This window comes from Streptomyces mangrovi, assembly GCF_900114215.1.
Classification (GTDB): Bacteria; Actinomycetota; Actinomycetes; order Streptomycetales; family Streptomycetaceae; genus Streptomyces; species Streptomyces barkulensis.
In genome coordinates, this window is record NZ_FOSG01000009.1 from 135,273 (window position 1) to 149,205 (window position 13,933).

A 13,933-nucleotide genomic window follows, 5' to 3' on the forward strand; every position below is an offset into this window, starting at 1 on the left:
GCGGAAGGCGGACAGCGGCCGGGGCCGCGCGGATCGTGAACCGACCCGCGCGGCCCCGGCCGTGTCCGTACCGGCTCCGGGCGTGGTCAGGAGTGCGGAGGGACCTCCCCCGAGCCGCGCGGGATCAGCCGGGTGGGCAGCACCACGCGCCGCGGCTCCCCGCCCGAGCCCTCCAGCCGGCGGAACAGCAGCTCGCCGGCTCTGCGGCCCAGCAGGGCGGGCTCCTGCGCGATGACGGTGACCGGCGGGGTCAGCAGATCGGCCAGTTCGAAGTCGTCGAAGCCCACCAGCGCCACGCGCCGCTCCAGGCCGGCCAGCACCCGCACCACGGTGACGGTCACCCGGTTGTTGCCCGTCAGCAGCGCGGTGACCGGTCCCGCGGCCGACCCCCGCCCCGCCAGCATGCGCTCGGCGTCGGCCCGTACGCGTCCGGGGTCGGTGGGGCCGAGCGCGACCCACGAGTCGTCCACCGCGAGCCCGGCCTGCGCCATCGCGGCCCGGTAGCCGCGCAGCCGCTCGGCGGCGGTGTGGATGCGCGGCAGGTCGCCGATGAAACCGATCCTGCGGTGACCGTGGGCGATGAGGTGGGCGACGCCCTCGCGCGCGCCCGTGAAGCTGTCGGAGAGCACCGCGTCGGCCTCGATGCGGGCGGCGGGGCGGTCCACGAAGACGGTGGCGATCCCGGCGGAGATCTCCGGCTCCAGATAGCGGTGGTCGTCGCCGGCCGGGACGACCACCAGTCCGTCCACGCGCCGGGCGCACAGGGCCAGCGCCAGCTCCCTCTCGCGCTCGCCGTCCTCGGCGCTGGAACCGTTGATCAGCAGCGCCCCGTGCGCCCGGGCGACCTCCTCGACGGCACGGCTGAGGGGGGCGTAGAAGGGGTCGGCGAGGTCCTCCAGGATCAGCCCGACGCTCGCGGTGCGGCCCTTGCGCAGGATGCGGGCGCTGTCGTTGCGGCGGAAGCCGAGGGCGGTGATGGCCTCCCGCACCCGGCGCTCGGTGTCGGGGGTGACGCCGGGTTCGCCGTTGACGACCCGGGAGACGGTCTTGAGGCCGACCCCGGCGCGGGCGGCCACGTCCTTCATCGTCGGCCGCAGCCCGTAGCGGCGCCGGGGGTCGCGGGCGGGGCGGGCGGTGTCGGCCACTTGAAGTCTCGTCCTGTCGTCGGCGGTCGGCGGTCGGCGGTCGGTGACACGGTCGCACGCGGCACGTCCCCGTGCGTCGGTGGCCTCAGAGCATAGAGCCGGCCGACGGAGTGGACAACGTTGTCAGAAATAGGTGAGACTCTCCGGCCATGGATCAGGATCTTCTCGCCGCCCTCGACATCGGCGGAACCAAGATCGCAGGCGCGCTGGTGGACGACGGCGGGCGGCTGCTGCTGCGGACCCGGCGCCCCACCCCGGCGCGGGAGCCCGGCGACGGTGTGATGCGGGCGGTGGCCGGGGTGCTCCGCGAGCTGAGGGCGGCGGCCCGGTGGCCGCGTGTGGCGGCTCTGGGGATCGGCAGCGCCGGGCCGGTGGACGCCCGGCGGGGCACGGTGAGCCCGGTCAACATCCCCGGCTGGCGGGACTACCCGCTGGTGGACGGGGTGCGCGCCGTCGTCGGGGAGATGCCCGTGACACTGGTGGGCGACGGAGTGGCGATCACCGCCGCCGAGCACTGGCAGGGCGCGGCGCGAGGCCGGGACAACGCCCTGTGCATGGTCGTCTCCACCGGAGTGGGCGGCGGGCTGGTCCTGGACGGCAGACTGCACCCCGGACCGACCGGCAACGCCGGCCACATCGGCCACATCAGCGTGGACCTCGACGGCGACCCCTGCCCGTGCGGGGCGCGCGGCTGTGTGGAGGGCCTGGCCAGCGGGCCCAACATCGCCCGCCGGGCCCTGGCGAACGGCTGGCGGCCCGGACCGGACGGCGACGCCAGCGCCCGCGGGGTGGCCGCCGCCGCACGGGCCGGGGATCCGGTGGCCGTGGCCTCCTTCGAGCGCGCCGCACGGGCGCTGGCGGCCGGGATCGCCGCGACCGCGGCGCTGGCCGAGATCGAGATCGCGGTGATCGGCGGGGGAGTGGCCCAGGCGGGCGAGGTGCTGTTCGCGCCGCTGCGCCGGGCACTGGGGGAGTACGCCACGCTCTCCTACGTCCGGGGGTTGGAGGTCGTCCCCGCCGGCACGGGCACCGGGGCCGGCCTCGTCGGGGCCGCAGCGGCCTGCCGACAGGCGCTGGGCCGGCCCGTGTGAGAGCCCCGGCCCGCGTGAGGCGGGGCGTGCGGTGCGGCGCGTGGGACGGAACGTGCGGGACGGCGCGTGGGACGGGGCGCGGGGGCGCGTTTCCGGGGCGGGGTGGAGCGGGCAGTGAACCGGGGACGACGGAATGGGGGGAACCGTGATCGTCTGGTTGAACGGCGCCTTCGGCGCGGGCAAGACCGCGGCGGCCCGTGAGCTGGTCGAGCTGCTCCCGGACAGCAACCTCTTCGACCCCGGCCTGATCGGCGCGGGGCTGCGCGCGCTCCTGCCGCGCAAACGTCTGGACGAGGTGCAGGACCACCAGGACCTGCCCGCCTGGCGGCGGCTGGTGGTGGACACGGCCGCGGCCGTCCACGGTGAGGTGGGCGGCACCCTGGTGGTGCCGATGACGCTGCTGCGGCAGGAGTACCGCGACGAGGTGTTCGGCGGGCTGGCGGCCCGCCGCATCCCCGTGCGGCATGTGCTCCTGGACGTAGAGGAAACGATCCTCCGCGAGCGGGCCGCCCGGCGCGGGGAGGCCGGGGAGACATCCGGGGACGGCATCTCCGGTGCCGCGGCGGACGACCGGTGCCCGGAGCCGGTCCGGCACCCGGCGGCCCACCACCGGGTGCCGGACTGGCTCCGGGCCGACGCGCACACCGTCGACGCCACCTTCCTCACCCCCCGGCGGACCGCCGAGAAGGTGGCGGAGGCGGTACGTGCCGGGGAAGGCGCCTGCGACATCGTGCAGACCCCGGAACCGACCGCGGAGACCGTGGCCGCCGGGGTCCTCCTCTTCGACGAGACGGACCGGGTGCTGCTGGTCGACCCGACCTACAAGCCCGGCTGGGAGTTCCCCGGCGGCGTGGTCGAGCCCGGAGAACCGCCCGCCCGCGCCGGGCTGCGCGAGGTGGCCGAGGAACTGGGGCTGCGGCTGGACACCGCGCTCCGGCTGCTCGTCGTCGACTGGGAGCCGCCCCGCCCGCCCGGCTACGGCGGTCTGCGGCTGCTCTTCGACGGCGGCCGGCTGACCACCGAGGCCGCCCGCGGCCTGCTGCTTCCCGGCTCGGAACTGCGTGGCTGGCGCTTCGCCACCGAGCGGGAGGCCGCCGGAATGCTGCCCCCGGTGCGGATGGAGCGGCTGCGCTGGGCGCTGCGGGCGCGCGAGCGGGGCGTCACGCTCAACCTGGAGGCGGGCACACCGGTCGGCGCGTGACGGCCGGGACCGCGTATCGCGCGGGTCCGGCCGCCCGGCACCGGCGGCCGGTCAGCCGAGCGCGGCCTCGGCGTACTTGCGCAGGAAAAGCGCCTCGGTCACCGACAGCCGCCGCAGCTCGTCCGGGGAGACGCTCTCGTTGACCGCGTGGATCTGCGCCTCCGGCTCGCTCAGACCGATCAGCAGGATCTCCGCCTTGGGGTAGAGCCTGCCCAGGGTGTTGCACAGCGGGATCGAGCCGCCCATGCCGGCGGTGGCCATCTCGGCGCCGTCGTACGCCTCGCGCATCGCCTCGGCCATCGCGGTGTACGCCGGGCTGGTGGTGTCCGCGCTGAACGGCTGGCCCTGGCCCACCTGCTCCACGGCCAGCCGCGCGCCCCAGGGGATGTGGGACTCCAGGTGGGCGGTGAGCAGCGCGGTGGCCTCGGCGGCGTCCGTGCCCGGGGGCACCCGCAGGCTGATCAGCGCCTGGGCGCTCGCCTGTACCGACGGGGTGGCGCCGACCACGGGCGGGCAGTCGATGCCCAGGACGGTGACGGCGGGGCGGGCCCAGATGCGGTCGGCGACGGTGCCCGAGCCGATCAGCTCCACCCCGTCGAGCACCCTGGCGTCCCTGCGGAAGTCCTCCTCCGGGTACTGCAGGCCCTCCCAGGAGGCGTCCGAGGACAGCCCGTCGACGGTCGTCGAGCCGTCCTCGGCGCGCAGCGAGTCCAGCATCCGGACGAGGGCCGCGAGCGCGTCCGGGGCGGCGCCGCCGAACTGCCCGGAGTGCAGATTGCCCTCCAGGGTGTCCACCCGGACCTTCAGCATGGTCATCCCGCGCAGCGTCGCGGTGACGGTCGGCAGACCGGCGCGGAAGTTCCCGGAGTCTCCGATGACGATGGCGTCGGCGGTCAGCAGCTCCGGGTGCGCCTCGGCGTAGAGCTCCAGGCCCCCCATGCCCATCTCCTCGGAGCCCTCGGCGATCACCTTGACGTTCACCGGCACCCCGCCGTCGGCCTTCAGGGCGCGCAGCGCGAGCAGATGCATGATGAAGCCGCCCTTGCAGTCGGCGGCGCCGCGCCCGTACCACCGCCCGTCACGCTCGGTCAGCGTGAACGGCGGGGAGAGCCAGGCGTCCTCGTCCAGCGGCGGCTGCACGTCGTAGTGGGCGTACAGCAGCACGGTGGGGGCGCCGGCCGGACCGGGCAGGAAGCCGTAGACCGACTGCGTGCCGTCCGGGGTGTCCAGCAGCGCCACGTCGGTGAAGCCCTCGGCGCGCAGCGCGTCCGCCACCCACCGGGCCGCTCCCGCGCACTCCTCGGGCGGGAACTGGGCCGGGTCGGCGACCGATTTGAAGGCCACCAGCTCGCCGAGCTCGGTACGGGCCCGGGGCATCAGCGAGGCTACGGTGGCTGCCAATGCGTCGTGCGCCATGGGAACGCTCCTTCGTGGTACCGCGTTGTGTGCCTGTGGGCGGGATCACCGTACGTACAGGCGGATGTGTGGTGCCGATGATCCCACAGGGGATCCGGGGGGACGCGGCACTAGGATGCGGCGATAACCGGAAGCGGCCGAGCGGGAGCGGTAACACACGTGAGCAGGGAAAGCGCCGAGGGCGCCGAGGGCACGGACCGGCAGAACCCGGTGTGGGATGTGGTGGTGGTGGGAGCGGGGCCGGCCGGAGCCTCCGCGGCGTACGCCGCGGCCGTCACCGGACGCCGGGTCCTGCTCCTGGAGAAGGCGGAACTCCCCCGCTACAAGACCTGTGGCGGAGGCATCATCGGGCCTTCCCGGGACGCCCTGCCGCCCGGCTTCGAACTGCCCCTGCGCGACCGGGTGTACGCGGTGACCTTCTCGCTGGACGGCAGGTTCGCCCGCACCCGGCGCTCCCGGAACATGCTGTTCGGGCTGGTCAACCGGCCCGAGTTCGACCACGCGCTGGTGGAGTCCGCGCAGAAGGCCGGCGCGGAGCTGTGGACGGGCGCCGCCGTCACCCGCGTCGAGCAGCACGGCCCCGCCGTCCCCGACCGGCGCACCGTGGCCGTGGTCCTCGCGGACGGCCGCACCGTCCTGGCCCGTGCCGTGGTCGGCGCGGACGGCAGCGCCGGCCGGATAGGAGCCCATGTCGGGGTGAAGGTCGACCAGGTGGACCTGGGGCTGGAGGCGGAGATCCCGGTGCCGCCGTCGGTGGCCGAGGACTGGGCGGGCCGCGTCCTCATCGACTGGGGCCCGCTGCCCGGCAGTTACGGCTGGGTGTTCCCCAAGGGGGAGACGCTCACGGTGGGGGTGATCTCCGCCCGTGGCGAGGGCGCGGCGACCAAGCGCTATCTGGAGGACTTCATCGCCCGCCTCGGGCTCGCCGGCTTCGAGCCCGCGATCTCCTCGGGCCACCTCACCCGCTGCCGCTCGGCGGACTCCCCGCTGACCCGGGGCCGGGTCCTGGTCTGCGGCGACGCGGCCGGGCTGCTGGAGCCCTGGACGCGTGAGGGCATCTCCTTCGCCCTGCGCTCCGGGCGGCTGGCGGGGGAGTGGGCGGTACGGGTCGCCGAGGCGCACGACGCGGTGGACGCCCGCCGCCAGGCCCTCAACTACGCCTTCGCCGTCAAGTCGGGGCTGGGCGTGGAGATGGGCGTGGGCAGCCGGATGCACGCCGTCTTCGCCCGCCGCCCGAAGCTGCTGCACGCGGTGCTCACCGGCTTCCGCCCGGCGTGGAACGCCTTCGCGAGGGTCACCCGTGGGACGACCAGCCTCGGAGAGCTCGTCCGCACCCACCCCCTGGCTCAGCGGGCCCTGGAGAGAATGGGCCACTGAGTGCCGAGTGCCGCCTCCCGGCACCCCGGTCGCCGGTTCGTCCCCACCGGGTGATCCGGAAGACGGGGTGCCGGTCGGCCACGGCCGGCAGCTCCCCGCCGCTGGAGGCCGGCCCGGTGCCGAGGACGCCGACCGGCCCATGGGACTGCTCGGCCTCGACCTGCCCGCCCCGTGGCCGCGGGGCTCATCGCGGCCTGGGCCCAGCTGTTCGGCCTGCCCGGCCCCGAGGAGGGTTCCTGGCCGCGGGCGGCCAGAGCTCACGCTCCCTCCCCGGGGGCCGGGCCGTGCCGGGCTCAGGACGCCAGCGCCGACTCCGGCAGCAGCGAGGGGTCCTGGCGCACGATCCGCGCGTGCAGCTCCCGCAGCGCGGGGCCGGGCTCCGCCCCCCGTTCGTCCATGAGCCGGCGCCGGGCCTCCTCGTAGGCCGCCAGCGCCTCCGCGGGGCGGCCGCAGCGGTACAGCGCCAGCATCGAAAGCCCCACCAGCCGCTCGCGCAGCGGGTGCCGGGCCACCTGCCGCGCCAGCTCGTGGACGCACTCGCGGTACCGGCCCAGCTCCAGATCGCCCTCCAGCCGGGTCTCCAGCACCATCAGCCGCTTCTCCGCCCAGCGACGCCGCTCACCGTCCAGGTAGGGGCCGGCCAGCCCCTCGGCGAACTCGCCGCGCCACAGCTCCTCCGCCTGTCTCGCCAGTGCGCCCGCCCGGCGCAGGTCGCCCGACTCGCGCGCGGACAGCGCCTCGCGCAGCAGCGTCCGCCGTTCCGCCAGATCGTCGATCCCGGCGTTCTCGATCCGGTAGCCGCTGCCGGTCCACACCAGCTCCGGGGACGAGCCGCCCCCGCCCGCCGCCGCGAAGGCCCGGCGCAGACCGGAGACGTACTTCTGGGCCAGGTTCCTCGCGTGCGACGGCGGTTCGCCGCCCCAGACCGCGCTCACCAGCGCGTCGTACGACATCGGCCGCCCCTCCTGCAGCAGCAGGACGGCGAGCACCGCCTGCTGCCGGGGCGGTCCCAGCGGCACCTCGTCGCCCCCGCGCAAGGCGCGCAGCGGACCGAGCAGTTCGAATCGCAGACCCTCAGCCATGTGCCCTCCCTCACCGCCCCGAATGAGCCTACGTCCTGGACGGTTTTCCAGTGGATCTTCCCGCGAAGGCCGGTGTGCCGCGGGCGGGCGGGTTGCGCCTTCCCCCGGCGGTGACCCGCTTGCCCGCGGCGGCCGGCTCCGCGGCGCGAGGCGGGGGGCCCACGGGGCGAACCCCCGAGCCGCCGCCCGCGGGGGAGGGCGGAACGCACCCGGCTGGAGGCAGTGTGCCAGGGTGTGCTCCGGCCCGTTCGCGGCGGTCGGACCACCCCGCTTTGTTCGTGGTGGATACAAAGCCAGAATGGGACGGTGACCCCGACGCGTACAACAAAGCTGGAGAGAGGCCGCGGCGCCCTCGGCCCGGCGCTGGAACTCGTGCACACCGGACGCGCGCCCACCCGCGCCGTGCTCACCGCGGAGCTCGGTGTGACCCGGGCGACCGCCGGAGCCGTGGCCGCGGAGCTGGAGGCGCTCGGGCTGATCACCGTCGACTCCCGGCCGGCCGTCGCCGCCGGCTCCCAGGGCCGCCCCTCCCACCGGCTGTCGGTCGACCCCGGGGGCCCGGTCGTCCTGGCGGCCCAGGTGCACGCGGACGGGTTCCGCGCCGCCCTCGTCGGGCTCGGCGGCCGGATCGTCGCCACCGTGCCCGGCGCCGTGACCGTGGAGGCCGATCCGGCCCAGGTCCTCACCGAGGTCGTCGGCGCCGGGGCCGGGCTGCTGCGCGAGACCGGGCGGCGCTGCCTGGGCGCCGGCCTGGCGGTGCCCTCCGCGGTCGCCGAGCCGGAGGGCACCGCCCTCAACCCGCTGCACCTGGCCTGGCCCCCGGGAGCGCCGGTGCGGGAGATCTTCACCCGCTGCCTGGCCGAGGCCGGTGTCACCGGGCCGTCCGGCGAGGCGCCGGCGACCGGATTCGCCGCCAACGACGTCAATCTCATCGCTCTGGCCGAGCACCGCCACGGCGCGGGCCGTGGCGCCCGCGACCTGCTGTGCGTGGCCACCGGGCACCGCGGTGTCGGCGGCGCGCTCGTCCTCGACGGCCGTCTGCACACCGGCAGTTCGGGGCTGGCCCTGGAGGTCGGCCATCTGACCGTGGACCCGGACGGCAGGCCCTGCCACTGCGGCGGGCGCGGCTGCCTGGACGTGGAGACCGACCCGCTGGCCTTCCTGGAGGCCGCCGGCCGGGAGCCCGGCCCGGAGACCGGTCTGCTCAAGCGCGCCCTGGAGCTGCTGCGCACGGAGTACGCCACCGATCCGGCCGTACGCGACGCCGCGCACCTGCTCATCGACCGGCTCGGCCTGGGCCTGGCCGGTCTGGTCAACATCCTCGACCCGGACCGGATCATCCTCGGCGGGCTGCACCGCGCCCTGCTGGAGGCGGACGCCGAGCGGCTGCGGAGCGTCATCGCCGAGCGCAGTCTGTGGGGGCGCAGCGGCAAGGTGCCGGTACTCGCCTGCGAACTGGACTACAGCGGCCTGGTGGGCGCCGCCGAGCTGGCCTGGCAGCCGGTCCTGGACGACCCCATGACGGCGGCGCGGGGCTGATCCGGGTCTGCCCGGGGTGCCGGGGCCCGGGTGGCGACGCCGGGGCCCCGGCGCCCGTCAGGCGTGCTGCAGGGGCTCGGCCAGGGCCGCGCGGCCCGGAGGGAGGGCCGCTTCCGGGGCCGGAGCGGCCGGTGCGGCGGGCACCGGTACCGGCAGGGTGATCCGCGCGGCCCCGCCGTCGGCGGCGAGGTCGCGCGGTGCCGGCCGCGGTCCGCCCGCCAGGAGCGCCCCCGTGGCGTGGGCGGGGGAGGGCTGCGGGGGACGGTCGCGCACGGAGATCGTCAGCCGGTCCAGCAGCAGCGCGATCTCCACGGTGCAGCGCCCGTCCGGGCCCGCCTGCCGGCGGGCCCCCGCCAGCAGTTCGGCGACGCCGTCGGCCGCCGGGCCGACGAGCGGGTCCAGCTTCCAGTAACGCAGCAGGGCCGACACGATGCGGCGGATCTGGCCGGCCCGGGAGGGAAGGGCCTGGAACTCCACCGTCCGCTGCCGGCCGGACGTGCTGGGGTGACTGATCACGACTGCGGCTCCCTGGGAGGGTTGGGGGTGTCCGGACGACGGAGGAGAGAGCGTCAGGCGCACTGACGGCCGCTACGGCACAGACATCAGCGTGATTCAGACCAACAAAAGGTGCAAATCGGGCAATCTTTCCGGGTGGGTGTGCCCGGCGGGCGCCCACCGGACCCCGGGCGTCTCAGCCGTCGGCCGGGGCCGCGCGCCGCTCCACCGCGATCTTCGGAGCGCCGGACCTCCCCGGCGCCCCGCCCGACCGGGCGCGGGCACCGCGCAGCGCGGCCACCAGGCCGTCGCTCGTCTGTCCCTTCAGGCGCAGCGCGTACCAGGTGCCGTTGACGGCCGCCAGGGCCTGTCCGCGCGCGGCGTACCACGGCTCGCTGACGCGGACCTGCTCGACCGGCGCGCTGTCGATCTCCCGGCCGTAACTGGTCAGCAGCACCATCCGCCCGTCGCGGACGACGATCTGCCCGGCCCGGGTGAGGGACCGCAGCCACCGCGCTATCCGCACTCCGGTGGCACTGAAATCGGGCTCTGTCACAGCGCAACGCCTCCCACCTTCGTCACCGCCGGCCCGCCGCCACGGCCGGGCCGCCGCCGGCGCCACCCCCACCGGGTGCTGCCCTGTCCGTCCTGTCCTGCCCTGCCATGAAGTCTGCACCCGCCGGGCCCGACACGCCAGGGTGTGCGTACCGCACTACGCGCACTGCGGTACGTGCGGCGCGCCGCACGCGCCCCGCAAGCGCTACGCGCGTCCGGCCCGCCGGTCCAGCCCGCGCACCGGGGACACCCACCGCGTCGACGCGGTAGGCGTAGCGCTCGGCGGGCTCCGCGGCCACGACCGTCTCCAGGAAGCGGCCGCCGCCGCGCAGACGGCCTCCGGCGGCGCGGCGGCCCGCGCGGTGAACACCAGCCGCACGGGGGCGGTACGGACGAAGCCGGCGCCGACCCGCTCCGGCTCGCGTGTCATGAGCGCTCCTCCGGTAGGTTCCCGCCGCCGTGCCCCTCCCACCCGCCGGGCTCTCCGTCCGCCACCACCAGGTCCAGTTCCGGCAGCGCCTCGCGGATCTCCGCACGCGTCCGCTCCGGCATGCCGCCGTCGGTCACCAGGGTGTCCACCTCCGCCAGGGAGGCGAACGAACTCAGGCCCACCGTCCCCCACTTGGTGTGGTCGGCGACGACCACCACCCGCCGTGCGGAACGCACCAGACGGCGGTTGGTCTCCGCCTCGGCCAGATTGGGCGTGGACAGCCCGGCCTCGGCGGATATGCCGTGCACACCGAGGAAGAGCACGTCGAAATGGAGCGAGCCGATCGCCGCGTCCGCCACCGGCCCCACCAGGGAGTCCGACGGGGTGCGCGTCCCGCCGGTGAGCACCACCGTCGCCGCCCCCGGGCGGCCGCCCCGCGAGGCGTCCGCGCGCTGCGCGGTGTGGAAGACGTCCGCGACCCGCAGCGAGTTGGTGACCACCGTCAGATCCGGCACATCCAGCAGGCACCGGGCCAGCGCGTACGTCGTCGTGCCCCCGGAGAGCGCGATCGCGCCGCCCGGGGCCGCCATCGCCGCGGCGGCCCGCGCGATGTCCTCCTTGGCGTGCTGCTCCAGCGACGACTTCGCCTCGAAACCCGGCTCGTGCGTGCTCGTCCCCGACACCGGCACCGCCCCGCCGTGCACCTTCTCCAGCACGCCCTGCCGCGCCAGCGCGTCCAGATCGCGGCGCACGGTCATGTCCGAGACGTTGAGCCTGCGGGTCAGCTCGTTGACCCGCGCCCCGCCGCGGCGCCTGACCTCCTCCAGGATGAGCGCGCGCCGCTGCTCCGCCAGGAGGTTCTGGTTGTCGCCCACCTGCTGGTCCGTCCCTTCTCGTCCACCGGCGGCCGCACACGCGATCGCCCGCGCGGCCGTGTGCGCGGATACGGGCATCTGTTCGGCCCCATCCTTCCACGCGGCCGCGGCGCGCCCCGAGGCGCGATCGTGACGCCCGGCAGGCCGGTCGGGCTGCGCACAGGGCCCCGCAGCCGCCATCCTGGATGCCGCCGCGGGGAACCCCGCGGGAAACGGGGACACACACCGGATCGGGGGAGCGCAGCATGCCCGAGAACCGGCCGGCGCCGCCGGCGGGACAGCGCGGCGGCCAGGGGGAACCGGCACTGGAACTCCTGGTGCACGGAGTCGGCGGCACCACACCGCAGGAGATGCTCGGCGACCCGCGCACGGTGCGGATCACCGGCGACGACACCGCCGGCATCCACCGCCGCACCGAGGACGCGGACGCCGAGAGCCGCTTCGGGGAGTACAAGTACTCGGGCGGCCTGGCCGCCGACCGGTCGGCCGACCCCCGCACCGGGCCGCCGGCCGACCGTGTCCGGCAGCGGCCGATCCCCGAGGCGTACTGCTGGTCCAACCTCACCTCCGGCAACGGCGCCCGCGCCCTGTGGCTGCTCCTGCTGCCGTTCATGGTCGCCAACCTCGCCCACTGGATGCGCCCGGCCGCTCCCGCCCGCCACCGCGGCCAGCGGGTCTACGACGTCCTGGTGCGGCTGGTGGCGCTCTCCCTGACCGTGCTGCTCACCGCCGCGGCCTGCGAGGTCGCGCTCGACCTGGTGGCCTGGCAGTGCGCCGCCTCCGAACGCTGCGCGCGCGGCAAGTCCTGGCTCGGGCCGCTCACCGAGGGCTGGTGGGCGGAGCCCGGGCGCCGCCTGGTCCTGGCCGCGCTGGTGCCCGCCGCGCTGACCGCCCTGCTGTGGTGGCTGTCGCACCGCACCTGGAGCGCCTACGAGTCCGCCTCGCCGCCCCCGCGCCCGCCGGGGCCGGCCCGGCCGCTGCCCGGCGGGGAGCGGCCCGCGCTCTCCCTGCCGGGCTTCTGGTACGGCCGCCGCCTGGTCTCCCGGCTGCGCGCCGCCCACACCGCCGCCGGGCTGCTCACCGTCGCCACCGCCCTGCTGGCCGCGACCGCCGCCCACGACCTGCGACCCGGCGGCGGCACGGCGGCGCAGGCCTCCGGGCGGGCGCTGGCCGCCGTCCTCGCGGCGGGCTGGGCGGCGACCGTACTGGTCGCGGTCCGCAAGGGCCGCACCGAGTCCGAGCCGGACGAGCGGATCGACCGGTGGGCCTCCACAGTCCTGCCGGGCGCCGCGCTGGGCGCGCTGGCGCTGACCGCCGTGTACGCGGCCTGGCCGCGTCCCGGCTGGACCTCCTCCGCCCAACTGCCGGGCACCGGCGTGTTCGCCTGGCTCGCGCTCCTCCAGGGCGCACTGGCCGCCGCCATCGCCGTCACCGCGTACCTCCTGCACCGGGCCTCGCCCCCGGGCTCGTGCGCCGGACGGTGCGCCATGGGCGGACTGGGCGGCGCCGCGGTCGCCTTACTGGCCTGCGCGCTCGGCGGAGTGCTCACCGGCGGAGTGGCCCAGCGCGTGGCGGACTGGCTGGACAAGGACGGCACCCCGGGCGTGGCCGGGGGCGCCATAGCGGGGCCACCGGTGCTGCTGAGCTGGCAGGCCGCGGCGATCCCCGTCCTGTTACTGGTCGTGACGGTCTTCGTGCTGGGCGCCGCGGTGCGGGCGGGGCGAACACGCAGACGGCTCACCCCTCAGATCGTCGACTCCTACGAGGGCGAGCCCCGCGAGCTGGAGTCCCGCAGCCGCCGGATCGCCCGCGTCGTCGCCTGGGCGCGGCTGACCGACTCCGCGCCGGCCCTGATCGCCTCCGTCACCGTCGCCACCGTGCTGCTGGGCGCCGGCGCCCTGGCGGGCGCGGCCCGCACCGGCCTGCCCCCGGGGCCGGCCGCGGCCGCCTGGCCCGGCCCGCTGCCCGCCCTGGCCCAGGCCGTCCAGGGACTCGGCTCCTGGCTGATGGGCGCGATGGTGGTGCTGCTGGTGGCGATGGGCCGCCGCGCCTACCGGGACGCCGCCGCCCGCCGCACCGTCGGCATCCTGTGGGACGTGGGCACCTTCTGGCCGCGCGCCGCCCACCCCTTCGCGCCGCCCTGCTACGCCGAGCGCGCGGTGCCGGACCTCACCTGGCGGATGTGCACCTGGACCGCGCGCACCGGCGGCCGACTGGTGATCTCCGGGCACTCCCAGGGCAGCGTGCTGGCCGCCGCCGCCGTCTGGCAGCTCGACCCCGACACCCGCGGACGGGTCGCACTGCTCACCTACGGCTCCCCGCTGGAGCGGCTCTACGGGCGCTGGTTCCCGGCCTGCTTCGGCCCCGCCCCGCTGCGCGCGCTGAGCGAGGAGGTGGACTGCTGGCGGAACCTGTGGCGCCTGACCGACCCTATCGGCGGCCCGGTGATGGCGGGCGAGGACGGCGGACAGGAGGTGGACCGCGGCCCGCTGAGGGATCCGCTGCACTACGGCCGCACTCCCGAGCACCCGCTGCCCGCGCCGATCCTGGGCCACGGCGACTACCAGGCCGACCCCGCCTTCGACGCCGAACGCGCGGCCCTGCTGGACCGGTTGGACCGGCTGTCCGAGGGGGACGAGGCGCCCTGCGTACCGGCCCAGCCCGAACGGGGGCCCGAGCCGCGGCCCGGGCGCCGTACCGAAGCCGGCCCGGCGGCGCCCTAGCCGT

General features: G+C 76.3%; 12 protein-coding genes. 5 read left to right on the forward strand and 7 right to left on the reverse strand.

The features are described from left to right. Positions 1 to 86: 86 nt before the first annotated feature. Entirely contained in the window at positions 87 to 1,085 is a 999-nt protein-coding gene (locus BM237_RS14960; RefSeq protein WP_093850241.1) for a LacI family DNA-binding transcriptional regulator, read from the reverse strand. A gap of 209 nt (positions 1,086 to 1,294) precedes the next feature. Between BM237_RS14960 and BM237_RS14965 the strand changes: the two genes are divergently transcribed. Next, positions 1,295 to 2,236, forward strand: a complete 942-nt coding sequence (locus tag BM237_RS14965) for an ROK family protein (RefSeq protein ID WP_093850135.1) — start codon at positions 1,295 to 1,297, stop codon at positions 2,234 to 2,236. Between the two features lie 145 nt (positions 2,237 to 2,381). Further along, complete coding sequence (locus BM237_RS14970) at positions 2,382 to 3,437, forward strand: NUDIX domain-containing protein (RefSeq protein WP_093850242.1); 1,056 nt, start codon at positions 2,382 to 2,384, stop codon at positions 3,435 to 3,437. Positions 3,438 to 3,488: 51 nt separating this feature from the next. Here the strand turns inward: BM237_RS14970 and BM237_RS14975 are convergent, their stop codons facing one another. Then, on the reverse strand, positions 3,489 to 4,853 hold the full coding sequence (locus BM237_RS14975; protein WP_093850136.1) for a dipeptidase: 1,365 nt from the start codon (positions 4,851 to 4,853) through the stop codon (positions 3,489 to 3,491). 210 nt (positions 4,854 to 5,063) lie between these two features. Here BM237_RS14975 and BM237_RS14980 point away from each other — a divergent pair, with 210 nt between their 5' ends. Next, positions 5,064 to 6,230, forward strand: coding sequence for a geranylgeranyl reductase family protein (locus tag BM237_RS14980; protein ID WP_093850243.1), 1,167 nt, complete (start codon positions 5,064 to 5,066; stop codon positions 6,228 to 6,230). 293 nt (positions 6,231 to 6,523) lie between these two features. On the opposite strand, the gene BM237_RS14985 is transcribed toward BM237_RS14980, so the two are convergent. Continuing rightward, the gene (locus BM237_RS14985; RefSeq protein ID WP_093850137.1) at positions 6,524 to 7,312 is read right to left on the reverse strand and encodes an AfsR/SARP family transcriptional regulator; all 789 of its coding nucleotides are present in this window, start codon (positions 7,310 to 7,312) and stop codon (positions 6,524 to 6,526) included. A 306-nt stretch (positions 7,313 to 7,618) separates the two neighbouring features. Between BM237_RS14985 and BM237_RS14990 the strand changes: the two genes are divergently transcribed. Continuing rightward, entirely contained in the window at positions 7,619 to 8,851 is a 1,233-nt protein-coding gene (locus tag BM237_RS14990) for an ROK family protein (protein WP_093850138.1), read from the forward strand. Between the two features lie 57 nt (positions 8,852 to 8,908). On the opposite strand, the gene BM237_RS29340 is transcribed toward BM237_RS14990, so the two are convergent. The 4 genes from BM237_RS29340 to BM237_RS15010 all read right to left on the reverse strand — a co-directional run bounded on the left by BM237_RS29340 (position 8,909) and on the right by BM237_RS15010 (position 11,206). Then, on the reverse strand, positions 8,909 to 9,367 hold the full coding sequence (locus tag BM237_RS29340; RefSeq protein WP_175541015.1) for an ATP-binding protein: 459 nt from the start codon (positions 9,365 to 9,367) through the stop codon (positions 8,909 to 8,911). A gap of 175 nt (positions 9,368 to 9,542) precedes the next feature. Further along, on the reverse strand, positions 9,543 to 9,902 hold the full coding sequence (locus tag BM237_RS29960) for a hypothetical protein (RefSeq protein ID WP_245793631.1): 360 nt from the start codon (positions 9,900 to 9,902) through the stop codon (positions 9,543 to 9,545). A gap of 204 nt (positions 9,903 to 10,106) precedes the next feature. Then, positions 10,107 to 10,331 carry a hypothetical protein gene (locus BM237_RS30430; RefSeq protein ID WP_425443699.1) on the reverse strand — a complete coding sequence of 75 codons (225 nt, stop codon included), beginning with the start codon at positions 10,329 to 10,331 and terminating at the stop codon, positions 10,107 to 10,109. Then, the gene (locus BM237_RS15010; protein WP_093850139.1) at positions 10,328 to 11,206 is read right to left on the reverse strand and encodes a DeoR/GlpR family DNA-binding transcription regulator; all 879 of its coding nucleotides are present in this window, start codon (positions 11,204 to 11,206) and stop codon (positions 10,328 to 10,330) included. Before BM237_RS15010 ends, BM237_RS30430 begins: the two co-directional genes overlap by 4 nt. Before the next feature lie 245 nt (positions 11,207 to 11,451). Here BM237_RS15010 and BM237_RS15015 point away from each other — a divergent pair, with 245 nt between their 5' ends. After that, on the forward strand, positions 11,452 to 13,929 hold the full coding sequence (locus BM237_RS15015; protein WP_245793632.1) for a hypothetical protein: 2,478 nt from the start codon (positions 11,452 to 11,454) through the stop codon (positions 13,927 to 13,929). The last annotated feature ends 4 nt before the right edge of the window (positions 13,930 to 13,933 follow it).

Bases quoted from the DNA above. Each gene is read 5' to 3' on its own strand.
- BM237_RS14960 (WP_093850241.1), bottom strand. From the start codon at position 1,085: ATGAAGGACGTGGCCGCCCGCGCCGGGGTCGGCCTCAAGACCGTCTCC.
- BM237_RS14965 (WP_093850135.1), top strand. From the start codon at position 1,295: ATGGATCAGGATCTTCTCGCCGCCCTCGACATCGGCGGAACCAAGATC.
- BM237_RS14975 (WP_093850136.1), bottom strand. From the start codon at position 4,853: ATGGCGCACGACGCATTGGCAGCCACCGTAGCCTCGCTGATGCCCCGG.
- BM237_RS14985 (WP_093850137.1), bottom strand. From the start codon at position 7,312: ATGGCTGAGGGTCTGCGATTCGAACTGCTCGGTCCGCTGCGCGCCTTG.
- BM237_RS30430 (WP_425443699.1), bottom strand. From the start codon at position 10,331: ATGACACGCGAGCCGGAGCGGGTCGGCGCCGGCTTCGTCCGTACCGCC.
- BM237_RS15015 (WP_245793632.1), top strand. From the start codon at position 11,452: ATGCCCGAGAACCGGCCGGCGCCGCCGGCGGGACAGCGCGGCGGCCAG.